General features: G+C 66.0%; 24 protein-coding genes. 16 read left to right on the top strand and 8 right to left on the bottom strand.

What is annotated here, in order from left to right; genetic code table 11:
* From ON44_RS45780 to ON44_RS45800, 5 genes are read left to right on the top strand one after another with little or no spacing between them, the layout of a single operon-like run.
* Positions 1 to 297 (top strand): DUF4286 family protein, encoded by a 297-nt coding sequence (locus ON44_RS45780; RefSeq protein ID WP_040701750.1) that lies wholly within the window; start codon positions 1 to 3, stop codon positions 295 to 297.
* 47 nt (positions 298 to 344) lie between these two features.
* On the top strand, positions 345 to 1433 hold the full coding sequence (locus tag ON44_RS45785) for an amidohydrolase family protein (RefSeq protein ID WP_040701752.1): 1089 nt from the start codon (positions 345 to 347) through the stop codon (positions 1431 to 1433).
* Between the two features lie 29 nt (positions 1434 to 1462).
* Positions 1463 to 2605 (top strand): amidohydrolase family protein, encoded by a 1143-nt coding sequence (locus ON44_RS45790; RefSeq protein WP_040701754.1) that lies wholly within the window; start codon positions 1463 to 1465, stop codon positions 2603 to 2605.
* Position 2606: 1 nt separating this feature from the next.
* Complete coding sequence (locus ON44_RS45795; protein WP_040701758.1) at positions 2607 to 2987, top strand: Rieske (2Fe-2S) protein; 381 nt, start codon at positions 2607 to 2609, stop codon at positions 2985 to 2987.
* 10 nt (positions 2988 to 2997) lie between these two features.
* Positions 2998 to 3858 carry an alpha/beta fold hydrolase gene (locus tag ON44_RS45800; RefSeq protein WP_040701760.1) on the top strand — a complete coding sequence of 287 codons (861 nt, stop codon included), beginning with the start codon at positions 2998 to 3000 and terminating at the stop codon, positions 3856 to 3858.
* A gap of 7 nt (positions 3859 to 3865) precedes the next feature.
* Here the strand turns inward: ON44_RS45800 and ON44_RS45805 are convergent, their stop codons facing one another.
* Genes ON44_RS45805 through ON44_RS45815 form a run of 3 tightly spaced genes read right to left on the bottom strand, consistent with a single transcriptional unit; the run spans position 3866 to position 5939 of the window.
* Positions 3866 to 4327 carry a hypothetical protein gene (locus ON44_RS45805; protein ID WP_040701762.1) on the bottom strand — a complete coding sequence of 154 codons (462 nt, stop codon included), beginning with the start codon at positions 4325 to 4327 and terminating at the stop codon, positions 3866 to 3868.
* A 4-nt stretch (positions 4328 to 4331) separates the two neighbouring features.
* Positions 4332 to 5213, bottom strand: coding sequence for an SDR family NAD(P)-dependent oxidoreductase (locus ON44_RS45810; RefSeq protein WP_040701764.1), 882 nt, complete (start codon positions 5211 to 5213; stop codon positions 4332 to 4334).
* A 15-nt stretch (positions 5214 to 5228) separates the two neighbouring features.
* Positions 5229 to 5939, bottom strand: coding sequence for a TetR/AcrR family transcriptional regulator (locus ON44_RS45815; RefSeq protein ID WP_245567584.1), 711 nt, complete (start codon positions 5937 to 5939; stop codon positions 5229 to 5231).
* Between the two features lie 47 nt (positions 5940 to 5986).
* Here ON44_RS45815 and ON44_RS45820 point away from each other — a divergent pair, with 47 nt between their 5' ends.
* Complete coding sequence (locus ON44_RS45820) at positions 5987 to 7336, top strand: hypothetical protein (protein ID WP_040701766.1); 1350 nt, start codon at positions 5987 to 5989, stop codon at positions 7334 to 7336.
* Positions 7333 to 8736 carry an acyl-CoA reductase gene (locus ON44_RS45825; RefSeq protein ID WP_040701768.1) on the top strand — a complete coding sequence of 468 codons (1404 nt, stop codon included), beginning with the start codon at positions 7333 to 7335 and terminating at the stop codon, positions 8734 to 8736. Before ON44_RS45820 ends, ON44_RS45825 begins: the two co-directional genes overlap by 4 nt.
* A gap of 100 nt (positions 8737 to 8836) precedes the next feature.
* Here ON44_RS45825 and ON44_RS45830 read toward each other — a convergent pair whose 3' ends face one another.
* The 5 genes from ON44_RS45830 to ON44_RS45850 are packed head-to-tail and all read right to left on the bottom strand — an operon-like array spanning position 8837 to position 14284.
* The gene (locus ON44_RS45830) at positions 8837 to 9253 is read right to left on the bottom strand and encodes a hypothetical protein (RefSeq protein ID WP_157187650.1); all 417 of its coding nucleotides are present in this window, start codon (positions 9251 to 9253) and stop codon (positions 8837 to 8839) included.
* Positions 9250 to 10410, bottom strand: a complete 1161-nt coding sequence (locus tag ON44_RS45835) for a thiolase C-terminal domain-containing protein (RefSeq protein WP_040701770.1) — start codon at positions 10408 to 10410, stop codon at positions 9250 to 9252. The genes ON44_RS45830 and ON44_RS45835 overlap by 4 nt, the downstream gene beginning before the upstream one ends.
* Complete coding sequence (locus ON44_RS45840) at positions 10398 to 11579, bottom strand: OB-fold domain-containing protein (RefSeq protein ID WP_040701771.1); 1182 nt, start codon at positions 11577 to 11579, stop codon at positions 10398 to 10400. Before ON44_RS45840 ends, ON44_RS45835 begins: the two co-directional genes overlap by 13 nt.
* Positions 11580 to 11594: 15 nt before the next feature.
* Positions 11595 to 12806: a CaiB/BaiF CoA transferase family protein gene (locus tag ON44_RS45845; protein WP_040701772.1), complete on the bottom strand. Its 1212-nt coding sequence runs from the start codon at positions 12804 to 12806 to the stop codon at positions 11595 to 11597.
* Entirely contained in the window at positions 12803 to 14284 is a 1482-nt protein-coding gene (locus ON44_RS45850) for an aldehyde dehydrogenase family protein (protein ID WP_040701773.1), read from the bottom strand. The genes ON44_RS45845 and ON44_RS45850 overlap by 4 nt, the downstream gene beginning before the upstream one ends.
* 220 nt (positions 14285 to 14504) lie before the next feature.
* Here ON44_RS45850 and ON44_RS45855 point away from each other — a divergent pair, with 220 nt between their 5' ends.
* From ON44_RS45855 to ON44_RS45895, 9 genes are all read left to right on the top strand, one after another.
* Entirely contained in the window at positions 14505 to 15212 is a 708-nt protein-coding gene (locus tag ON44_RS45855; RefSeq protein ID WP_040701775.1) for an SDR family NAD(P)-dependent oxidoreductase, read from the top strand.
* 62 nt (positions 15213 to 15274) lie between these two features.
* The gene (locus tag ON44_RS45860; protein WP_040701776.1) at positions 15275 to 16135 is read left to right on the top strand and encodes a mycofactocin-coupled SDR family oxidoreductase; all 861 of its coding nucleotides are present in this window, start codon (positions 15275 to 15277) and stop codon (positions 16133 to 16135) included.
* 14 nt (positions 16136 to 16149) lie between these two features.
* On the top strand, positions 16150 to 16344 hold the full coding sequence (locus tag ON44_RS45865) for a ferredoxin (protein WP_040701778.1): 195 nt from the start codon (positions 16150 to 16152) through the stop codon (positions 16342 to 16344).
* A gap of 11 nt (positions 16345 to 16355) precedes the next feature.
* Positions 16356 to 17711 carry a cytochrome P450 gene (locus ON44_RS45870; protein ID WP_040701780.1) on the top strand — a complete coding sequence of 452 codons (1356 nt, stop codon included), beginning with the start codon at positions 16356 to 16358 and terminating at the stop codon, positions 17709 to 17711.
* A 20-nt stretch (positions 17712 to 17731) separates the two neighbouring features.
* The gene (locus ON44_RS45875; RefSeq protein WP_040701782.1) at positions 17732 to 19390 is read left to right on the top strand and encodes a thiolase C-terminal domain-containing protein; all 1659 of its coding nucleotides are present in this window, start codon (positions 17732 to 17734) and stop codon (positions 19388 to 19390) included.
* Positions 19387 to 20361 carry an alpha/beta fold hydrolase gene (locus ON44_RS45880; RefSeq protein WP_040701784.1) on the top strand — a complete coding sequence of 325 codons (975 nt, stop codon included), beginning with the start codon at positions 19387 to 19389 and terminating at the stop codon, positions 20359 to 20361. Before ON44_RS45875 ends, ON44_RS45880 begins: the two co-directional genes overlap by 4 nt.
* On the top strand, positions 20361 to 20864 hold the full coding sequence (locus ON44_RS45885) for a DoxX family protein (protein ID WP_040701785.1): 504 nt from the start codon (positions 20361 to 20363) through the stop codon (positions 20862 to 20864). The genes ON44_RS45880 and ON44_RS45885 overlap by 1 nt, the downstream gene beginning before the upstream one ends.
* Positions 20864 to 21682: an NAD(P)-dependent oxidoreductase gene (locus tag ON44_RS45890; RefSeq protein WP_040701786.1), complete on the top strand. Its 819-nt coding sequence runs from the start codon at positions 20864 to 20866 to the stop codon at positions 21680 to 21682. Before ON44_RS45885 ends, ON44_RS45890 begins: the two co-directional genes overlap by 1 nt.
* Complete coding sequence (locus ON44_RS45895) at positions 21682 to 22476, top strand: NAD(P)-dependent oxidoreductase (RefSeq protein WP_040701788.1); 795 nt, start codon at positions 21682 to 21684, stop codon at positions 22474 to 22476. Before ON44_RS45890 ends, ON44_RS45895 begins: the two co-directional genes overlap by 1 nt.
* The last annotated feature ends 4 nt before the right edge of the window (positions 22477 to 22480 follow it).

Raw genomic sequence — 22480 nt, forward strand, 5'->3', positions numbered from 1 at the left:
ATGAAGTTGATGGTTTTCTCCCGCCCGCAGCCCGGCCGGGACGAGGAATACAACACCTGGTACGGCGAAGTCCACGTACCCGAGATGCTCGCCATCGATGGCGTGAAATCCTGTACGCGCCATCGTCTTCGGACCACCGAGGACCAGCCCACCGAATATCTGGCCGTCTACGACATCGACGGTGATATCGACACCGTGATGAAGGAACTGATGGCCCGGTCCAAGGACGGCCGGATGCGGCTCAGCTCGTCGATCGATCCGGCCAACACGCGGATGACGATCTGGGAGCCGATCTGACCCGCAGCCTACGGGCAATTATCGACAAAGAATGTAGGTGATCGCGCATGTTGACGCTGCGTGACGGGGAACAGATGCCGCTGATCGATACCAGCGTCCATATCTTTTTCCGGTCGAATCCGGATTTCCGGAATTTCCTGCGCGAACCGTTTCGCAGTCGTGGGATTCCGGATGTGGAGATGGACTGGTATGGCGCGCCGGGCGGGGAATACGCGCCCGGCACCACCGGGCCGGGTGGTCACTATCCCGGCTCGGACCCGAATGTCGTCGGTCGGCATCTGTTCGATCGGCGTGGCGTCGATATGGCGATCCTGCATCCGATGACGCGTGGCATTCTCCCGGACCGGCATCTGAATACGGCCGTCCTGGCGGCCCACAACGAGATGATGGTGACCCGCTGGCTGGAATCAGGTCACTACGCCGAGCGATATCGCGGCACGCTGCGGGTGAATCCGGACGATATCTCCGGTGCGGTGCGCGAAATCATGCGCTGGCAGGGACATCCGCGGATCGTGCAGCTCGGTATCCCGCTGCAATCGCGGGAACTGTACGGGAAACCGCAGTACTGGCCGCTGTGGGAGGCGGCGCAGGAAGCCGGGTGGCCGGTTGCGGTGCATATCGAAACCGGCAGCGGGATCGAATTGCCGCCGACACCGTCCGGGCATCCGCGCACCTACGAGCAGTACGCGGCGTTCATGCCGCTCAATTACATCTACCACCTGCTCAATATGATCGCCGAGGGCGTATTCGAGCGCTTCCCGAAGCTGCGGTTCGTCTGGGCCGACGGCGCGGCGGACATGCTGACGCCGTTCATGTGGCGGATGGACACCTTCGGTCGGCCGCATCTGGAGCAGACACCGTGGGCGCCGCGCATGCCGAGCGACTATCTGCCCGATCACGTGTACTTCGTACAGGGCCGCATGGACGGACCTGGCGAGGTCGAATTCGCCGGTGACTGGCTGAGTTTCACCGGTAAGGAAAACATGATCATGTTCGGCTCCAGCTATCCGCACTGGCAACTCGCCGATCCGGCGCTGCTGCCGTCGGCCTGGAGTGCCGAACAACTCGCCAAGGTCTGCTGGCGCAATGCCGCCGAGCTCTACGGCATAGACGTCCCCACCGCGGCCGTGCGGTGACTCCCCCTGCTGGATGAGCGGAGGCAACGATGACACAGGCAGCGACTCGACCGCGGGTGCCGAGCACCGAGCTCGTTCCGGTGCGAGTCGTCGACTCTGACGTGCACCCGGTTCCCCGGCCGGGCCAGATACTGGAATATCTGCCGGAGCCGTACCGGAGCAAGATCGTGTCCCACAAGGTGGGCAGCACGATCTATTACGACGCACCGGATTTCGCGCACGCGTTCGCGATGCGGGTCGACGCGTTCACCCCCGACGGCGGCTTTCCCGGCAGCGACCCGGATATGGCATTCCAGCAGTTGATCGTGGAGGCCGGTTCGGATATCGCGATCCTGGAGCCGGGTATCAAGGCCGAACGGCTGCCGGAATGGACGCAGGCCATCTGCGGCGCGCACAACAGCTGGCTGGCCGAGCATTGGCTCGACGGTCACAACAACTGGCATCAGCGCTGGCGCGGTTCGATCTGTGCGGCGGCCGAGGATCCGGCGGGCGCGGTCCGCGAGATCGAGAAGTGGGCCGGACATCCGTATATGGCGCAGATCCTCATCCGCGCCGAGCCGCGGCCCGCATGGGGCGACCCGCGCTACGACCCGGTGTGGAAAACGGCGGTCCGCCATGACATTCCGGTCAGCTGCCATCTGTCACGCGGATTCGCTGAGACGCTGCCCGCGCCGCCGGTCGGCATTCCGAGTTACAACCACGACTTTATGGTCAGCTATTCACTTTTGGCCGCCAACCAGGTGATGAGCCTGATCTTCGACGGTGTCTTCGACCGCTTTCCGAAACTGCGGATAGTGCTCGTGGAGCACGCCTTCACCTGGATCCTGCCGCTGATGTGGCGGATGGACGCCATCTACGCGGCGCGCAAGCCGTGGCTGGATATCACGCGCAAGCCGTCGGAATACGTCAAGGAACACATCAAATTCACCACGCAGCCGCTGGACCATCCGGAGGACAAGACCGAGCTGACCAAGGCGCTGGAATGGATGGAGTGCGAGAAGATCCTGCTGTTCTCCTCCGACTATCCACACTGGACCTTCGACGATCCCCGGTGGCTGATCAAGCATCTGCCCGCGCCCGCGAGGGAAGCGATCATGTACCGCAACGGAATACAGACCTATCACCTGCCGGAGTCGGTGCCCGCGCTGCCCGGACAGACGAGGGTGTGGTGAGGTGAACGAACCGAGACTGGCGCGGGGTCGCGAGCATGTGGTGGCCACGGTTGCCGAGATTCCGCCCGGCACCCACAAACTCGTGCCGATCGGGCGATACGGCGTCGGTGTCTACAACGTCAACGGCACCTTCTACGCGATCACCAATTACTGTCCGCACGAAGGTGGACCGCTGTGCTCGGGCCGTGTCAGGGGGCGCACCGTGGTCGACGAGTCCGCACCGGGTGATGCGGTGGAGGTGCGCGATCAGGAATTCGTCTACTGCCCGTGGCATCAGTGGGGTTTCGAACTGGCCACCGGCACCACCGCGGTCAAACCGGAGTGGAGCATCCGCACCTATCCGGTGCGGGTGGTCGGCGAGGACATCCTGATCACCGCCTGAAGGAGCAACGATGCCAACGGTCGAAGTCAACGGCGGCGATATCGTCTACGAAATCCTCGGTACAGCCGGACAATTGATCGTGCTGACGCCGGGCGGCCGGTACAGCAAGGATTTTCGCGGTGTGCGGCCACTGGCCGAGGCGCTGGTCGCGGGCGGTCACCGGGTGCTGCTGTGGGACCGGCCCAACTGCGGCGCATCCGATGTGCAGTTCTTCGGCCCGACGGAATCGCATATGCGAGCGGAGAGCCTGTACGGACTGCTGCGAGCCCTCGACACCGGACCGGTGGTCCTGGCCGGCGGCTCCAGCGGCGCTCGCGATTCGATGATCACCACACTCCAGTACCCGGATATGGTCACCAAGCTCATCCTGTGGAATATCGTCGGCGGTGTGCCGGGCCTGTTCAATCTCGGCGCCTACTATGTGCTGCCGAATTTGATCGCCCTGCGCGGCAAGGGGATCGAGAGTCTGGTGGAACTGCCGGAGTGGCAGGAGCGCATCGAGCAGAACCCGAAGAACCGCGACCGGTTGCTCGCCCTGGATCGGGCCGAACTGAATCGAGTGCTGCTGCGCTGGCTCGACGCCTACGTCCCCAAGCCGGGGCAGACCATCCCGGGTGTCCCCGATGATCTGTTCGCCGACATCGAGATTCCCACCCTGATCATTCGCGGCGGCAAGGATGATCCGGACCATCCCAAGCGCACCTCACTCGAAGTGCACTGCCTCATCGAGGGTTCCATGCTCATCGATCCGCCGTGGCCGGAGGATGCCTGGGAGCGCTCGTTCGAGGCGCGGGCCCGCGGGGAGGACGTCGGCGGATTCGATACCTGGGTGCTGGCCGCACCGGCCATCCTGGACTTCATCGCGGGCTGACCGCGGTTCAGTCCACGATCAACTGGACCTCGCAATTCAGCGCGGCCTCCAGCGCGGTCCGAATCCGGCTCTCCGGAATGCCTCCGATATCCGCGGCCGCGATCCGCACGGTGACGATGTCGTAGCCCTCGCCGCTGTCGACCCGGGACAATTCCCCGGTAATCCCGAAACCGGCCAATACGCCGTGCGCATCGTCATCGGTGCCGTGACTGACGAAGGTGGCCGGTCCGGTTTCCGGCCGGGTGCCGAATATGTCGGCACACAGAGCGGCGACGGTCTCGCGCAATTCGGCAGCGTCGGTGCCGGGGAGCGAAACCCGCAGTTCCCGATGCTGCTCGGTCGGCATCGATAGCACCCGCATCCCGCTCTTGTTCGCCTGTGCCGCAAAGTATTCCGAACGTTCGCGCAGCGTTTCCGGCGCCAGCTCGCGCGCCGGATCGACCGTGAGTCGAATAACCGCGATCCGCATATCTTCAGAACCCGAGATCGGCGAGCAGCCGCTCGCTTTCGGACCAGAGGCGGGCGGCGGCGGCATCGTCGAGGGCGACCGGTGCCGGTGTTTCCACACTCTTCCGGTGGAAGTAGCGCCCACTGTCGCGACCGCCCTCGGGATCGCTAGCCAGCCACGTCAGGGTCTCGGCCGGTTCATCCGGAGGCACCGTATCGGCCGCGGCCATATGGGCTCGCATCGCCGTATCGCCGTGTGCGGCGAAATTACTGGCGACGACACCCGGATGCATGGCCTGCGCGACGATCCGGTCAGGTGCCGCACGTCGCGCCAGTTCGCGGGTGAACAGAATATTGGCGAGTTTCGCACGGCAGTAGGCCGCTGTCGGGTGAAAGGCGTTCAGGCCCTGCGGATCCGCCCAATCGAAGCCCTCGGTCGCACGGTGCGCGCTCGACGATACGGCGAGCACACGCACAGATCCGGATGGCAGGCCCGCCGCACTCTTCCGCAGCAGCGGCATCAGTTCTCTGGTCAGTAGGAACGGGGCGAGGTGGTTGGTGGTGAAGGTCGCCTCGGCGCCTTCCGCGGTGATGATCTTCCGGTCCCGCACGCCACCCGCATTGTTGATCAGGACATCCAGACGCGTTGTGCGGCTCGCGATCTCGGCGGCCAGGCGCGCCACCTCCGTCATCAGGGTGAAGTCGGCGCGCACCATGTCGAGGCCGCCGCCGTCGCGCGCGGCGGCCGTGATCCGCGTTCGCGCGGCTGCACAACGCTGTCGATCGCGACCGACACCGATCACCTGCCAGCCGCGTGCCACCAGCTTTTCGGCGGTCGATGCGCCGATGCCGGAACTGGCTCCGGTCACGACCGCGACCGGACGATCTACCTCGAATGTCAAAGTCATTGCCTCTCAGTCATTTCAGCGGGGCCGAAGGCCGTCGAGCAGGAGGCCGACGGTGAATTGGACCCGCTCGTCGAGTTGTCCGGGAGTGGGTGGGCGACCGGCCACAATGGAGCGCACCTGACCGCCGACGACCATGCTCATGAACGCGCGGGCGGCCTGATCGGAGTTGGTCGCGGCGATCGTCCCGGCGGCGATCGCGCGGTCGAGGACACCGGCTACGAAGTCGACCACCGGCCCGGCACTCAGTTCGTAGTTGGCGACGAAGATCTCCGGAAAACGATAGCTCTCGGTATTGATAATGCGTTGCAGGCGTAGCCCGTTCGGGGTCATCACCTGGTCGATCCGCAGCCGAGCGACGGCGGTCAGCGTCTCGGCCAGATCTCCGTTATCGAAGCCCGCGAGCACGTCCGGGGGCACGACCTGCCGCTCGATGGCGCGCCGGACCGCGGCGAGGAATAGCGACGCTTTTTCGGGATAGCGGGCGTAGACGGTGCGTTTGGTCATATTCACGCGACCGGCGATCATCTCGATCGTCGCCAGCTCATAGCCGTGCTCCAGGAACAGATCCAGTGCGGTATCGAGCAATTCCTCGTGCCGCGCCTCGGCCTGTGCCCGAGTAGGCCGCCCGGCCGCGCGCCGAATGGGCGGTCCGACCTCGGTCATCTCCACCGCCTCGAAATTGCCGCTTGCGTCATCGTGCCTCCGATCGCTAATAATGATACGCATGAGTTGCCATTTTTCCAGCGGGCAACGTCACCGGGAAGGACTCCCCCGTGAGCTCAGCCATCGAAACCCTGACACGGCTGGCCGATGCCGCCGATCGTTTCGACCATTCCGCCGCCGACCTGCGTGAAACCCAGGTCGCGGCACTCGACGAAAAACTCCGACAGCACCACGACCGGATCAAGCTGCTGGGCCACCGCGCGCGGGAGGCCGGTATCACCGAGATCCGCGACCGCGCGGATATGGTGCCGCTGCTGTTCCCGCACTCGGTCTACAAGAGTTATCCGGAAAGGTTTCTGATCGAGGAGAAGTGGGATCGGCTCGGCAAGTGGCTCGGCACCGTATCGCCCTATCCCATCAGCCCGATCGAGACCTCGGACATCGCCGATATCGACGACTGGATCGGGCGGCTGCAGGCCGCTGGGCACTACGTCTCCTGTTCCAGCGGAACGACCGGTAAGTCGGCCATGCTGCTCGCCTCGGAGCGGGATATGGAATGGTCGCGCAAGGATACGGTCAATGTCTTCTCCTGGGGTTCGGGTGTGCGGCCCGCACAGGACCGGCGGATGGTCGGGATCGCCGCCACCGCGTCGGTCCCGAAGAACACCGTCATCGCCGCGGCCCAGCAGGCGGCGTTCGGTGATCCGGCCAAAGAGCGTTTCCGCCTGCCCATTCCACCGATCACCGTCGGCTCGCTGACCAAAATGGTGGTGCTGCGCAAGAAGATCGCCGACGGCACCGCGCGACCGGAGGAACTGGCCGATTTCGACCGGACCTCCAGGGAGCGGCAGGAGGCGCTCGACAAAGCGATGATCGCCGGTGCCGAGGCGCTCGTGCGATACCGCGCGGACAAGCTCTATATCTCGGGCATGTGGAATGCGCTGTACCAGGTGGCCGCGATCGTCCGCGATATGGGCTACTCCGCCGCGGACTTCCACCCCGACAACTGCCTTTATGTCGGCGGTGGCCTCAAGCGTGCCCAATTGCCACCGGATTACCAGCAATTCGTCCACCAGACCTTCAATATCCCGGCCGACCGAGACTTCCAGAACTACTCGATGCAAGAGCTCAATTCCGGAATGCCCAAGTGCCGCAAGGGCGATCGCTATCACATACCACCATGGATCGTGCCGTTCATCCTCGATGAGGACGGTGCGACGCCATTGCCGCACGAATCCGGTGAAATCGAAGGCCGCGCCGCATTTTTCGATCTCTCCCTGGACGGACGCTGGGGCGGGATCATCACCGGCGACAAGATCGCACTCGATATCGACCCCTGTGCCTGTGGCAACAAGGGCCCGTCGGTCCGCAATGACATCGTCCGATACGCCGACATCAAGGGCGACGACAAGATCGGCTGCGCCGGAACCGTCGACGCGTACGTACGGGGGCTGTCGTGACTATCGCAGACACCGTGGCGGCCGCGCCGTTCTTCCTGCGCGGCGAATTGTTAGAGGGTGACGACGTCACGCATCGCTCGCGCGATCTGGGCGTCACCTTCGCGACACCACGCATCCCCATGGACCGCGCAGTGCATCCGCGCAGCGAGGTGCCACCGCTGCTGAATGTCCCGCTCGCGGAGATCATCGATTTCCTCGTCGAGACCGGCCGACGGCTGCGCGCCCCCGAAAACCCGTTCGTGCGCGACTGCATCGACCGGATGTCGTCCACCCATGTGCTGCCGCGCGCCGTGCTGCAGGCACAGGTCATGGGTGCGGCGGGCTATCTCGACAAGCGGCTGCTCGAAACCGTGGTCGAACAGAATTTTCCGAACCCGCGGGCGCTGGACGAGTGGATTCCCAAGCGCGACTTCACCGGTCGCCAGAGTTTCGTGCGGGCATTCGCACCGCGGCTGATCCATGTGCTGCCCGGCAACTCCCCCGGCGTCGCGGTGAAATCCATTGCCCACGGCGCACTGGTCAAGGCGGTCAATCTGTTCAAGATGTCGTCGAGTGATCCGTTCACCACGGTCGCGATCCTGCGGACCATGGCCGATATCGATCCCGGCCACGCCATTGTGCGGTCGATGTCCGCGCTCTACTGGCGCGGCGGCGACGATGCGGTGGAGCGGGTGCTGTACCGGCCGCAGTATTTCGACAAGATCGTCGCCTGGGGTGGCGGCGACGCGATCGACAACGTGATCAAATATCTCGGGCCGGGCTTCCAACTGGTGTCCTTCGACCCGAAGACATCGATCTCGATGGTCGGCCGGGAGGCCTTCGCCTCGGATGAGGCACTCGACCGGGCGGCGGAACTCGCCGCCGCCGATGTGATGGTGCTCAACCAGGAGGCCTGCGTCGCAAGCCGTTTCGTCTATGTCGAGGCCGATCAGGCCGACGCCGACCGCTTCTGCGCACGGCTGCACGCCCGCATCGTCGACAAGGCCGCCGGATCGGGCGACACCCGGCCGCTCGATATCGATTTGCGCGAGCAGATCGACACCCTGATGATGCTCGACGACGAGTTCCAGGTCTGGGGACGGACCGACGGCAAGGGACTGGTGATCCGTTCCGATGAACCCGTGGATTTCCACCCGATCAACAAGACCGCCAACGTGGTTCGCGTGGACAGCCTCGACACGGCGATGAAATACGTCAATGTGGCGACGCAGACGGTCGGCTTCTTTCCGTTCGACCGGATGGCCGACTACCGCGACCGGCTGGCCAGCGGCGGCGCACAGCGCATCGTCCGCCTCGGCGAAGCCGGACCGAGCACAATCGGCAACCCCCACGACGCCATGTACCCACTACACCGCTTCGTGCACTGGATGGCCCACGAAGACGGACTCGCGCCCTACTAATGCCCCGTCTGCACGCCGAGCGCAGTCGAAAGGTGGCTCGCCACGCCGTCCGACACCGCAATTCGACTGCGCTCGACGGGATGGTGCCACGGACGAGGCACTAGCCGGCCCGATCCCTCTTTGCGGCGTGGTCGTGGTCGGCGTCGGGCAGCCGGACCGCGACCCGGACCTGGAGCGTCAGTGAGCGGGTCGGCAGCACCATTACCGCGCCCAGCGCCGCGGACCGCCGCACCGCGACGGCATGTGCGCCGACCGGCCCCCACCACCAACTCCAGCCACAGCCGTGCAATGCCAGAATGCGGGCGGTACTGGTGAAGTCCACGGCCTCGAGTCCGACGGCGTCGATGAACAGCCCGCTCAGCGCGATGGATCCGAACAGCATCGACGGTGAGACCCCGTCACAGACCACGTGCACAGTCCCTGCGGGGCCGACACACCGCGCTGCCCGGTCCAATACGGCACGACGACTTTTCGCGCTGCCCGAAACCAGCGCGACGGCTTCCGGCCCCGCGGTCAAGCGCCGGGTCCTTCCAGGATCGTCACCGCCGACACCGCCGTCGGCCCACCTAGGTTGTGCGCCAAGCCGATACGCGCACCGTCGACCTGATTCACCGCCGTGCCGCGCAACTGCTGGAACAACTCGACGCACTGGGCCACGCCGGTCGCCCCCGGCGGATGTCCCTTGGCCTTCAGGCCGCCGCTCGGATTCACCGGCAGCGCGCCGCCGACCTCGGTGACTCCGCTCTCGATCAGTTTCGCGGCCCCGAATCGCTCGGCGAAGCCGAGGTCCTCGTAGCTGATCAGTTCGATACCGGTGAAGAAGTCGTGCACCTCGGCGACATCGACATCCGCGGGAGTCAGACCCGCCATCGAGAAGGCCGCCTCGGCGGCTCGCACGGTGGCGGGGAAGGTCGTCATATCCCGCTTGTGCTGGTGCATCACCGAATCCAGGCCGAGGCCGACACCGCGGATCCACACCGGGCGATCGGTGTAGCGGTCGACCACATCCGCCGCGGCGAGCACCAGCGCCGCCGCACCATCGCTCTGCGGTGCGCAGTCGTAGAGCCCGAACGGTCCGGCCACGATCGGCGCCGCCAGCGCCTGTTCCAAGCTGATCTCGAAACGCAAGCGGGCCTTGGGATTACGCACACCATGCCGGTGGTTCTTCACCGCAACCATGGCCAAATGCTGTCTGGTCGCGGGCGATTCGTGCAGATATCGGGCCACGTGCAGCGCGAATCCGACGGGCGCGATCAGGCCGAGTGGGTAGTCCCATGCCATATCGCGGGCCATCGCCTCCCACTCCCACAGCATGTCCTTCTGCGCGGTCTCGCGTAACTTGTCCGCGCCGACGACAAGGGCCACGTCGAAAGCACCGGAGGCAATGCCGAACAGGGCATTGCGCACCGCGTCATTGCCTGTCGCACAGGAGTTTTCGACCCGGGTCACCGGCAGATCCGGGAGCCCGAGCGCATCGGCGACAATCCCGGCCGGGAATCCGTCGGTATTGCCCATCGCACCGAACCAGGCCGCCTGCAGATCGGAGGTGGCCAACCCCTTATCGATGCTGGCGGCGCATTCGGCGAACGCCATCGGCACCAGATCCTTGACGCCGAGGGCGAAATGCTCGGCGAAGGGCGTCATACCCGCACCGACGATGGCTACTTCCCGCACCGCGCGACCTCCGGTTCGAATGCATATCCATAATCGGGCACCCCCGAGCGCACCGCGACCCGGCGCAGCACCATGCGCCCACGGTCCCCGATCGCCACGGTGCCCGGATCGGTGCCCGTCACCTTCGCCAGCGCCCGCACCCCGACACCGTCGAGTTCGATGATCACCAGGGTGTACGGACTTCTCAGCCCAGGCACCGGGATCGCGACAGTGGCCTCGGTGTACACGGTGCCGGTGCGCGGCAGCGGCACCAGTGTGTAGTCGGTGCTCAGACCGCCGTCCGAGGCGACCCGATAGCGCGGTGGGAAGTCCAGTTCGTCACTGCCGGAGTGTTTTCCGGCCTCCCAGCGCACCTTCGCCTCGAATGCGCGCTCGTAGGCGGCCAGCGAGATCGGAAGCTCGGATCCCGGCCACAGGTCGCCTTCGGGCAGCTCTCTGGCCGTCGACTCGCGCCGCTGCAGCACGGCCGTACCGGTGGCCACCGTGATACCGGACAGGCTGGCCTGCTCCACCCCCACCAGCAGGCCCGTGCTGCCCCATTCGGCCATGGCCGCCAAGGCGAACAGTCCGGCGCTGGCGCCCACCGTCGGCAGCGACGGCGGGCCGCCGAGGCACAGCGCGGCCGCCTGTTTGTCGTCGACCCCGGCCACCGCCACCGGCGTATCCAGCCAGGCCGCAGCCAGCGAGGCCAATAAGCCGCGCGTGTGCAGCAGTCGCGGATCGCCGTAATCGTGCACGGCCCCAACGGCATTGCGGGTCCGCACCGGCAGGCTGCGCGCCACCCGGGCGGCGGTGCGCACCTGCATGCCGTGATCGGAGATCAATGCCGCGGCCGCGCCCGCGGGTTCGGTATCCACCCCGATGATCAGGGTGCGCGGCCGGGCGGAACTGAGCGAGTCGAGGGTGGCGGGCGCGCCACCGAGCCGCTCGATCACCTCCAGTTCCGGATCCAGCCCGAGTCCCGCCAGCAGGACCGCGGCATTACTGCTTCCCACCAGCGGCAGATCGCGACTGACCACGATCACCCGTTCCACCGGACCGGCGTCGTGCAGTGCGGCGCGGCCGGCCTCCACCGCCAGGGTGATCGCGTCCTCGTCGTCACCGAGCACCCGATGGCGCTGGGTGCCCCAGCACGGCAGGTAGGTACCTATCGAAGCTATGTAGGTCATGGGTACTCCAGCGAATTACGTGATCGCACCCGCGGTTTTGAGCGCGATGATGCGGTCCCAGTCCAGGCCGAGTTCGAGCAGGACCTCGTCGGTCTGCGCGGCGAATTCCGGGCCGGGACGCAGGTCGGGGGCGGCGAGATCGAACTGCACCGGACTCGAAACCAGCTGCAGCTCACCGGCTTTGCGGACATATTCGTTCGCCTGCACCTGCGGATCGTCGATCGCCTGGAGCGCGTCCTGCACCGGCGCCCACGGCCCGGACAGGGTCGCGAAACGCTCGGTCCACTCGGCGAGCGTGCGGGTGGCGAACACCTCGCGCAGGATCTGCACCGCCGCAGCGGTATTGGTCGCGATCGCGGCGGCATCGGCGAACCGCGGATCTTCCACGAGGTCCGGCCGGTCGATATGTCGGCATACGTCGGCCCAGAACTTGCCGGGCTGCAACATGACCAGCGACAGATACCGACCGTCCTTGGTGGCGTACAACCCCGACAGCGGATTCGACGGTGAACCGTGTGATCCGGTCGGAAATGCGCGCAGCGGCTCCCCCATATACGCCGAGAGCGCGATGGTGTGCCCCATCGACCACAGCCCGCTGCTCAGCAGCGACACATCCACGATCGACGGCTCGCCCGTGCGTTCCCGCTTCAGCAGCGCGGCCGCGATGCCGCCCGCCAGATTGGTTCCGGAGATGGTGTCACCGAATGCCGGACCGGGTGGAGGGATCAGTCCGTCGATATCGGGCGGGGTGATGGTGGCGGCGACGCTGCCGCGGCACCAGTAGGCGGTCATGTCGTAGCCGCCTTTATCGGCCTCCGCGCCGCGCGGGCCGAGACCGCTGCCGCGGGCATAGATGATCTTCGGGTTCACCGCGCGAATGTCGTCGACATCGATACCGAACTTGCTTCGGTGCTGCGGCAGGAAACTGGTCAGGAATACGTCCGCGGTCTCGGCCAGGTCGTGGATCACCGTCCGGCCCTCGGGCACCGACATATCGACCCCGATACTGCGCTTGCCCCGATTGGCATGTTCCACATTGGGATTGGGGTCGCCCTCGACCTTGAATGTGGCGATCTGACGCAGCCCGCGCTGCGGGTCACCGGTGACCGCGTGCTCGACCTTGATCACGTCCGCACCCCAGTCGGAGAGCACGGCGCCCGCGGAGGGCACGAACCCGTACATCGCGACCTCGAGGACGCGGATCCCGTCGAGTGGCCCCGCGCTCATCGGACCGCCGCCGCGAAGGTCTTGATCTCCAGGAATTCCGTCAACCCGTCGACTCCCATCTCCCGGCCGATGCCGGACTGTTTATAACCGCCGAAAGGTGCGTCGGCAGCGAAGTAGTTGCCGCCGTTGATGCTCATGGTGCCGGTGCGGATACGCCGCGCCACCGCCAGCGCCCGCTCCTCGTCGGCGCTGAACACGCCGCCGGACAGGCCGTAGATCGAGTTGTTCGCGATCCGTACGGCATCGTCGTCGTCCTCGTACGGGATCACCGCGAGCACCGGCCCGAAGACCTCCTCCTGGGCGATTTCGCTGTCCGGATCGACACCTGCCAGCAGCGTCGGCAGGTAGAAGAAGCCCGGATCGACCTTCTTGCCACCGGTTACCAGTTGGGCACCCGCCGCCACAGCGCGCTGCACCAAGCCGTCGACCTTGTCGCGCTGGCGCTCGCTGATCAGTGGGCCCATATAGGTTTTCGGATCGGCGGGGTCGCCGTAGCGCACGTGCGCGAAATTCTGTGCGACCAGTTCCACGATCGCGTCGTGGTCCTTGCGCGGCACCAACAGCCGGGACGTCAACGCACAGCCCTGCCCGGCATGGACGACAATGCTGAACGCCGCGAACTGTGCTGCCGTCCGGTAGTCGGCGTCGTCGAGCAGGATCGCGGCCGATTTGCCGCCGAGCTCGAGGAACACTCGCTTCAGCGTCTCGCTCGCGGCGGCCATGATCTTGCGTCCCACCGGCGTCGAACCGGTGAAGGTGACCACGTCTACATCGGGATGGGTCGTCATCCGTTCGCCGACAGCCACATCCGAGGAGGTGAGCACGTTGACCACACCGGCGGGAATGTCGGTGTGGCGCGCGATGATCTCGCCGAGCGCCAGGGTGGCCAGCGGCGTATCCGGTGCGCCCTTGAGCACCACCGTGCAACCGGCCGCGAGCGCGGGCGCGAGCTTGGCCAATGCGAGCTGATGCGGATAGTTGTAAGCCGCGATGGCCGACACCACGCCCGCGGCTTCCTTCTCGACCCAGCGCCGGTGGCGCTGACCCCGGATTTCGATATCGCCGAGGTCCTCGGTGAAGGAGAACTTCGACAGCAGTCCGGCGTAGAAGCGGACGATCTCGAAGGGAATCTCGAGCTGGTTACCCTGCGTGAGCTGCCTGGTCGCGCCGACCTCCGCGATCGTCAGCTCCCGCAGTTCTTCGACGTTATCGCGAAATGCCTGGTAGAGCTGTTCGAGGCAGTGCGCGCGGAATGCGGCGTCGGTGGCCCAGGTCGTGGTGTCGAAGGCCCGCCGGGCCGCGGCGATGGCCGCGTCGGTCTCGGGAAGGCCTGCCTCCGGTGCGTACCCGTACACCTCGCCCGTCGCGGGATTGAGTGAGGCGAGCGTGCGCCCGGTCTCGATCAACTGTCCATCGACGAGCAGCCGCCGGGTCGGAATCTGCTCCGTCCGGGCGGCCACTTCTTCTTGCACTGACATCCGGTCTCCTCCGCTACGCAATGGAAACTTCATTCTCGCTATTGGAGAATCATACGTTCATCGCTTGCGCGACTGTAGCAACAATCCCGAAATAGGCAACCAATGTCGCGCGCGGATGACATCGGTGCTCGCATGTCGATTCCCCCCATCACCCGGGAAGTCTTGCGCGTACGATCAACGCGAGAGTACGGTTCTCAACATCCGGAAGGGAGATTCTTGCGTGAAAACCGCTGTGGTCACCGGAGGCGCCTCGGGCATCGGCCTCGGCATCGTCGAGCGCCTGCGCGCCGACGGCCTGAACGTCGCCACCCTCGACGTGAACCCGTCCGCCGAGGACGATTTCGCGTATCAGGCCGACGTGTCGAAACCGGACGAGATCGCCGCGGCGTTGACCGATGTGCGCGCGAAGCTGGGTCCGATCACCGTGCTGGTCAATGCCGCCGGAATCGAGAAGTACCGCCGCTTCCAGAACCTCACTTTCGAGGAGTGGCAGCGCATCATCGATGTCAACCTGCACGGCGTATTCCACACCGTCCAAGCCGTTCTGCCGGATATGACGGCCGCGAACTGGGGACGCATCGTCAATATCTCCTCCTCCAGTACCCACTCCGGCCAGCCGTTCATGGCGGCGTACGTGGCGGCCAAGTCCGGACTCAACGGCCTCACCAAATCGCTTGCGCTGGAACTGGGTCCGTACGGGATCACCGTCAACGCGGTTCCGCCGGGCTTCATCGATACCCCCATGCTGCGCCGGTCCGAGGAGAAGCAACTGCTCGGCGGAACCATCGAGGAGCACATCCAGCGCACCCCGGTGCGCCGGGTCGGCCGCCCCGCCGATATCGCCGCCGCCTGCTCGTTCCTGATCTCCGAGGACGCGGGCTACATAACCGGCCAGATCCTCGGCGTCAACGGCGGCCGTAATACCTGAACCCGCCCGTGCCTCGGCACGGGCGGTGCAGCCCAGAAGAAGTAGGACCGAAAGGAACAGCCGTGGGACGTGTGGAGGGCAAGGTCGCCTTCGTCACCGGAGCCGCGCGAGGCCAGGGCCGCAGCCACGCGGTGAAGCTCGCCGAGGAGGGTGCCGACATCATCGCGGTGGATATCTGCCGTGATATCGAGAGCATCCAGTACTCGCTATCGCGACCGGAGGATCTCGAGGAGACCACCCGTCTCGTCGAGAAAACCGGTCGGCGCATCATCGCCGAACAGGCCGACGTGCGCGACCGAGCGCAACTCGCCGCGGTGATCGAGCGCGGTATCGCCGAATTCGGCCATCTCGACATCGTGGTGGCCCAAGCCGGCATCGCCGGTATGAAGGGCGAGCCGCAGTGGCAGGCCTGGACCGATGTCATCGACACCAACCTGATCGGCGTCATCAACGCCGTCCAGGCGGCGCTGCCGCATCTCGGCGCGGGCGCATCGATCGTCGCCACCGGTTCGACCGCGGCGCTGATGGACTTCTCCAAAGTCGATCAGCCGGGCAAGGATCCGGGCGGTGTCGCCTATATGGTCGCCAAACGCCTTCTGTCGCAATACATCCACGAGATCGCCACCCACTTGGCCGCGAGCAGTATTCGGGCCAATGTCGTGCACCCGACCAATTGCGACACCCCCATGCTGCACAGCGAGCCGATGTATCGGTCGTTCCGGCCGGATCTCGAACATCCCACCCGCGCCGACGCCGAACCCGCCTTCTTCGTACAGCAGGCCATGCCGGTCCCCTATGTCGATCCGGAGGAGATCAGCAACGCGGTGTTGTTCCTGGCCTCCGATGAGTCCCGTTTCATCACCGGTACCCAGCTGCGGGTCGATGGCGGCGGCTATCTGAAGTGGTACGACTACCGCGTCTGAAGGGAAGAAATACCGTGAAGGTTCGAGTCGATGACGAGCGCTGCCAGGGGCACACCCTGTGCGCGATGATTGCCCCGAAAGTGTTCGAACTCAGTGAAATCGACGGGCATTCGTCACCGGTCAGCGAAGACGTTTCCGCCGATCAGCAGGACAACGTGCGCGAGGCCGTCCGGTCCTGCCCCGAGCGGGCGATCTCCAGCACCGAATAGAGGAACCGCCGATGACCGAAATCGCATCCGATGCCGAGCGCAGACAGCCGGAATTTCATTTCGATCGACACACCCCGCAATATCGCGGACAGTTCGTCGACATCACCCAGCAGATGCAGAGCGAGTGCCCGGTCGCCTGGACCGAAACCTACGGCGGACACTGGGTGGCCGCGGGTAACCGCGAAGTGTTCGAACTGGCCCGCTGCCCGCACATCTCCAACGACAACGACCCCAATGGGGAGCGCCGCGGCTACAAGGGGATTTCCATTCCGACGCCGGAACGCGGCCAGGGTATTCGCGCGGGCATCCTGGAAATGGACCCGCCCGAACAGCGGGAACTGCGCTCGGCGCTGAATCCGTATCTGTCCCCAGCGGCGGTGCAGCGCTGGATTCCGTTCGTCGACGAAATCGTGCGCGCCAGTATCGACGAGCAGATCGAAAGCGGCAGTATCGATTTCGTCGACGAGTTGGCGAATATCGTGCCCGCGGTGCTCACCCTCGCGATGCTGGGCATCCCGCTGGACAAGTGGACCATCTACAACGAACCGGCGCACGCCTCGGTGTACACCCCACCGGATTCGCCGGACACCCCGCGGATCGCCGAGATGCACCGCGCCATGGGCCTTGACCTGCTGACGAATTATCTGGAGGTCAAACAGAATCCGCGGCCGGGCATGCTGCACGCCGTCGCGGAGTCCACCCTGAACGGCGAGCCGATCTCCGATATGGACGCGCTCGGCATGCTCAGCCTCATTATCGGCGGCGGTTTCGACACCACCACCGCTCTCACGGCGCACGCATTGGAATGGCTGTCGGAGAATCCGGATCAGCGCGAATTGCTCAGCCGCGAACGCGATCTCATGCTGGATTCCGCGACCGAGGAGTTCCTGCGCTACTTCACCCCCGCACCGGGTGACGGCCGTACCTTCGCCCAGGATTGCGAGGTCGGGGGCAAGCGGTTCGCCGAGGGTGAGCGGCTGTGGCTGTCGTGGGCGATGGCCAACCGGGATCCCGAGGTGTTCGACAACCCCAATGAGATCGATATGGAACGACGGGGCAATCGGCACTACAGTTTCGGTCTCGGCGTGCATCGCTGCATCGGTTCCAATATGGCGCGCATGGTGTTCAAGCGAATGCTGCTCGCGGTGTTCGACCGGATGCCGGACTATCGCTGCGATCCCGAAGACGCCGTACATTACGACACCATCGGCGTCATCCAGGGTATGCGGCATCTGCCTGCCGCCTTTACCCCCGGTCCCCGGCTGGGCGCCGGACTCGACGAAACCCTGGCGAAACTGCAGCGCATCTGCGATGAGCAGCGACTGGCCGAACCGGTCACCGTGCGCAAAGGCGACGCCCAGATCTGACGAAAGAGCGAGGAGGCGATATGGGCGAAGCATCGGGACGTCCACTGCCATTGCTCACCCTCGAGAACGAGTTCTTCTGGACCTCGGGGAGCGATGGCACGCTGCGCATACAGGAATGTGAATCCTGTGCGGCACTGATCCATCCACCGCAGCCGGTGTGCCGGTACTGCCGTGGACACGAGATGGGAGTGCGTGCCGTCTCCGGCTTCGCCACACTCGCCGGCTTCACCGTCAACCACCGTTTCGGTGTGCCGGGACTGCCCGCGCCCTACGTCGTGGCGCAGGTCGCGCTCGAGGAGGATCCGCGAGTTCGGCTGACCACCAATGTGATCGACTGCGATCCGGCTGCCCTGGTTCTCGGTATGCGACTCGAGGTGGTCTTCCAACAGGACGACGACGTCTGGCTGCCGCTGTTCCGGCCCGTCGAAACACAGCCGGAACCGGCACCGCTGCCCGTGGACGATATTGCGCCACAAGAGTTCTGGCGGCACGTTCGGCCCATGGTGCGCTCGGAGAAATTCGAGGACCGGGTCGCGCTCACCGGTATCGGTATGTCGCCGATCGGGCGGCGGCTGCAGGTTCCGCCGCTGCGGCTGACCATCCAGGCCTGCGAACGCGCGGTCGCCGACGCCGGATTGACACTCGACGATATCGACGGCCTGTCGACCTATCCCGGCGGCGGCAATATGGGCGGATTCAGCGAGGGCGGTGTCACTGCCCTGGAGTCCGCCCTCGGCATCCGGCCGACCTGGTACAACGGCGGCATCGAAACCTTCGGCCCCGGTGGGGCGGTCATCGCGGCCATGCTCGCGGTCGCGGGCGGGCTCGCCAGGCATGTGTTGTGTTTCCGCACCCTGTGGGAAGCCACGTTCAACGATCTGATGCGTACCGGCAAGATCAAGCCCTCGAGTGGGCGCACACCCGGCTGGATGGCCCCCTTCGGCGCCACCTCGGCGGCACATACCTTGGCGCAGAACGCACAACGGCATTTCCATCGCTATGGCACCACTCGCGAAACCCTCGGCTGGATCGCACTGAACCAGCGCGCGAATGCCGAACTCGAGCCGACCGCGATCTACCGAGATCCGATGACCATGCAGGACTACCTCGAGGCGCGCACGATCACCACCCCGTTCGGGCTCTACGACTGCGATGTGCCTTGCGACGGCGCGATCGCGGTCATCGTCTCGAGCGTGGACGCGGCGCGCGATCTGGCCAAACCACCCGTTCTGGTGGAGGCGGTCGGCACCCAGATCATCGAGCGCATCGAATGGGATCAGAGCACCCTCACCCACGAACCACAGGTACTCGGCCCGGCCGCGCACCTGTGGACCCGAACCACGTTGCGTCCCACCGACGTAGACGTCGCCGAGTTGTACGACGGCTTCACCTTCAACTGCCTGTCCTGGCTGGAGGCCCTCGGCTTCTGCGGTATCGGCGAGGCCAAGGACTTCCTCGACGGCGGTAAGAACATCGCCCGCGACGGCCTGCTCCCGCTCAATACCCACGGTGGCCAGCTCTCGCACGGCCGCACCCACGGCATGGGCCTGCTGCACGAGGCGATCCTGCAGTTGCGCGGTGAAGCCGGTGCGCGTCAGGTTGCCGACGCCCGCATCGGTGTGGTGTCGAGCGGCGGGCTCACCCCCGGTGGGGCAATGCTGCTGCGGAGCGATTCATGACGATTGCCGGATCCGATTTCTCCCTGCTCACCGACGACGACCCGATTCCGGTGGTCACCGAGGTCGACGGCATCCCGATGTCCGGGTTGTTGGCCGAGGCGCCGACGCCGCGGGCGGTGCTGCTCGCCCTGCACGGCGGGGCCACCACCTCTGCGTATTTCGACTGTCCGGACCATCCGCGACTGTCACTGCTGCGGCTGGCCGCCGCGGCGGGATACACCGTGCTGGCCCTGGACCGGCCCGGATACGGCAGCTCGCACACGCATGCCGACGAACTCGCCGACCCACAGCGCCGAGTCGATCTGATGTACGCGGCGGCCGAGCAGCATCTCGGGTCGCGGCCCCGCGGCGCGGGCACCTTCTTGCTCGCCCATTCCGCGGGCAGCGAACTGGCGCTGCGGATGGCGGCCGACGAGCGCGGCCGTGAGTTACTCGGCCTCGAATTGGCCGGGACGGGTTTGGAACATCAGCAGGAGGCCTACGACATCCTGTGGGGACCGGATCCGCAAGGGCGTCGGCGCATGCGGCGCGACGGCGTGCCGGGCGGCGTCACCGAACTGCTGTGGTATCCGGCCCGGCTGTACCCGCCCGAGCTGGTCGGCGGTGCGCGGATCGGATCCTATGGCCCACGCTACGAAGGGAATTCGGTCGAAGACTGGCCGACGGTCACCTTCCCCACGCTTGCCGCCGAGGTTCGGATTCCGGTGCGGTTCACCGTCGGCGACCACGAACGGGTATGGCGCAACGACCCCGAGGCACTCGCCGCGGTCGCCAACCGGTTCACCGCCGCGCCCAGGGTGGTGCTCAATGTCCAGCCCAACAGCGGACACAACCTCAGCATGGGACATACGGCCGCCGCCTACCACCTCGGGCTGCTGGCCTTCGTCGAAGAGGCCGCCGTCGCCCGGAGCACCGGCGAATTCCACGGCCCGGCAATACAATTCAACGGCGCCACACAGGAGGAGAACTGATGGACGTCGTCGATGTCGCCATCGCACTCGTGCGAGTCGTCGTGGGTGGCACCATGATCGCCCACGGGGTCAATCACTGGGTGGGCGGCGGCAAGATCGCGGGCACCGCGCGCTGGTTCAGCGGCCTCGGACTACGCGGTGGCGTCCTGCACGCGTGGCTGAGCGTCGTCACCGAAATCGGTGCCGGCGTGTTGTTGATCGTCGGGCTGCTGACTCCGCTGGCGTGTGCGGCGGTCATCTCGGTGATGGCGGTCGCGGGCCTGCTCGCCCACCGCACCAACGGATTCTTCGTATTCAAAGAGGGTTACGAGTATGTGCTCGTGCTCGCGGTCGTTTCGCTGGCGCTGGGGCTGCTCGGTCCCGGGTGGCTGTCCATCGATCACGCCGCCGATATCGAGATAACGGGTTGGGCCGGTGGCGGCATCGCCCTCGGGGTCGGCCTGGTCGCCACCGCGGGCCTGCTCGCCGTGTTCTGGCGGCCCGAAGCGAAAGGCGAAGCGTGATGCGGGTCGGATTCATCGGACTCGGCAGCCAAGGTGCGCCGATGGCACGCCGGATCGTCGACTCCGGATATGAGACAACGCTGTGGGCACGGCGGCCCGCCTCGCTCGAGCCGTTCGCCGATACGGCGGCGAAGGTCGCCGCATCACCAGCGGAACTGGCCGGCGCGAGCGATCTCGTCTGCCTCTGCGTGGTCGGCGACGCCGACGTCCGCGAAGTCGTGACCGGCGCCGACGGCGTACTGGCGGGCATGGCCGCGGGCACGATCCTCGCCGTGCACAGCACGGTGCATCCGGACACCTGCCGCGAGCTCGCAGATATCGCTGTGGCACAGGGGGTTTCGATCATCGACGCACCGGTCAGCGGTGGCGGCGCGGCGGCTGCCGACGGCCGGTTGCTGGTGATGGTCGGCGGCTCGACCGATATCGTCGAACGCGCTCGCCCGGTATTCGAGACCTACGCCGAGCCCGTCGTCCATCTGGGCCCGCTCGGCGCCGGACAGACCGCCAAGCTGCTCAACAACCTGCTGTTCACCGCGAATCTCGCCACGGCGGCAAGCACTCTCGCGCTCGGCACGGCGATCGGTATCGATCCGGCCCGCCTCGGCGAGGTGATCTCGCACGGTACCGCCGACAGCTTCGCGCTCGGTCGTGTCGTCTCCGCGGGCGGCACTCTGGACCGGATCGCCGCGCACGCCGGGCCGCTGCTGCGCAAGGATGTCGGTCTGATCGCGGACCTGGCCGCCGCCGCGAGCGCCGAACCCGGCATCGTGCTCGACGCCGCGGACGCGACCCTCGCGATGATCGACCATCCGCGCTGATGCGCGTCGGATTCCTCGGCGCCGGGCGAATGGGGCGTCCCATGGTGGAGCGGCTGGTCCGGGCCGGACATGAGGTGTGCGCGCTCGGCCGGTCACTCGATGCGCGCCGGGCCCTCACCGAGATCGGCGCGCAGGCGGTATCCGCCCCCGCGGCCGTCGGGACCAACGCCGATCTGGTCATCGTGTGCGTCTTCACCGATGAACAGGTTCGAGCGGTATGTCTCGGCACACCGCTGCTCGCCGCCATGCCATCCGGTTCGACTCTGGTCCTGCACACCACCGGCAGTCCGCACACGGCGGCGGCCATTGCCGCCGAAGCCGTTGCCTCACATGGCATCCAGGTGCTCGACGCGCCCGTCAGCGGCGGCCCACCCGATATCGCGGCCGGGCGACTCACCCTCTTCGTCGGTGGCCCGGTCGAGACCGTGGACCGGGTCCGGCCCGTGCTGGCCGCCTACGGCGACCCGATTCTGCACGTCGGTCCGCTCGGCGCGGGCCAGCGCGTCAAGTTGGTCAACAACGCCGTATTCGCCGCACAGCTCGGAATACTCACCGCGGCAGTGGATCTCGGGAAACAGCTGGGCGTTGCCGAGACCACCCTGTTGGCCGCGCTGCCGCACGGGAGCGCGGCAAGTCGCGCACTGACCGGTGTCGCGGGCCGGGGTTCGGTGGCCGAATTCAGCGCATCGGTAGGTGAATTCGTCGGCAAGGATGTCGCGGCGGTCCGGTCGATCGCCGCCGAACTCGGCACCGATCTCGGCCTACTCGACGACGCGATCGACAACCGGCACTGACGAA

It is taken from the genome of Nocardia vinacea NBRC 16497, assembly GCF_000308835.1.
Taxonomy (GTDB): domain Bacteria; phylum Actinomycetota; class Actinomycetes; order Mycobacteriales; family Mycobacteriaceae; genus Nocardia; species Nocardia vinacea.

What these genes read in the sequence shown, in the direction of transcription:
- ON44_RS45780 (WP_040701750.1), top strand. Translation starts at nt 1, where the DNA reads ATGAAGTTGATGGTTTTCTCCCGCCCGCAGCCCGGCCGGGACGAGGAA.
- ON44_RS45785 (WP_040701752.1), top strand. Translation starts at nt 345, where the DNA reads ATGTTGACGCTGCGTGACGGGGAACAGATGCCGCTGATCGATACCAGC.
- ON44_RS45790 (WP_040701754.1), top strand. Translation starts at nt 1,463, where the DNA reads ATGACACAGGCAGCGACTCGACCGCGGGTGCCGAGCACCGAGCTCGTT.
- ON44_RS45800 (WP_040701760.1), top strand. Translation starts at nt 2,998, where the DNA reads ATGCCAACGGTCGAAGTCAACGGCGGCGATATCGTCTACGAAATCCTC.
- ON44_RS45805 (WP_040701762.1), bottom strand. Translation starts at nt 4,327, where the DNA reads ATGCGGATCGCGGTTATTCGACTCACGGTCGATCCGGCGCGCGAGCTG.
- ON44_RS45810 (WP_040701764.1), bottom strand. Translation starts at nt 5,213, where the DNA reads ATGACTTTGACATTCGAGGTAGATCGTCCGGTCGCGGTCGTGACCGGA.
- ON44_RS45815 (WP_245567584.1), bottom strand. Translation starts at nt 5,939, where the DNA reads ATGCGTATCATTATTAGCGATCGGAGGCACGATGACGCAAGCGGCAAT.
- ON44_RS45840 (WP_040701771.1), bottom strand. Translation starts at nt 11,579, where the DNA reads ATGACCTACATAGCTTCGATAGGTACCTACCTGCCGTGCTGGGGCACC.
- ON44_RS45845 (WP_040701772.1), bottom strand. Translation starts at nt 12,806, where the DNA reads ATGAGCGCGGGGCCACTCGACGGGATCCGCGTCCTCGAGGTCGCGATG.
- ON44_RS45850 (WP_040701773.1), bottom strand. Translation starts at nt 14,284, where the DNA reads ATGTCAGTGCAAGAAGAAGTGGCCGCCCGGACGGAGCAGATTCCGACC.
- ON44_RS45870 (WP_040701780.1), top strand. Translation starts at nt 16,356, where the DNA reads ATGACCGAAATCGCATCCGATGCCGAGCGCAGACAGCCGGAATTTCAT.
- ON44_RS45875 (WP_040701782.1), top strand. Translation starts at nt 17,732, where the DNA reads ATGGGCGAAGCATCGGGACGTCCACTGCCATTGCTCACCCTCGAGAAC.
- ON44_RS45880 (WP_040701784.1), top strand. Translation starts at nt 19,387, where the DNA reads ATGACGATTGCCGGATCCGATTTCTCCCTGCTCACCGACGACGACCCG.
- ON44_RS45885 (WP_040701785.1), top strand. Translation starts at nt 20,361, where the DNA reads ATGGACGTCGTCGATGTCGCCATCGCACTCGTGCGAGTCGTCGTGGGT.
- ON44_RS45890 (WP_040701786.1), top strand. Translation starts at nt 20,864, where the DNA reads ATGCGGGTCGGATTCATCGGACTCGGCAGCCAAGGTGCGCCGATGGCA.
- ON44_RS45895 (WP_040701788.1), top strand. Translation starts at nt 21,682, where the DNA reads ATGCGCGTCGGATTCCTCGGCGCCGGGCGAATGGGGCGTCCCATGGTG.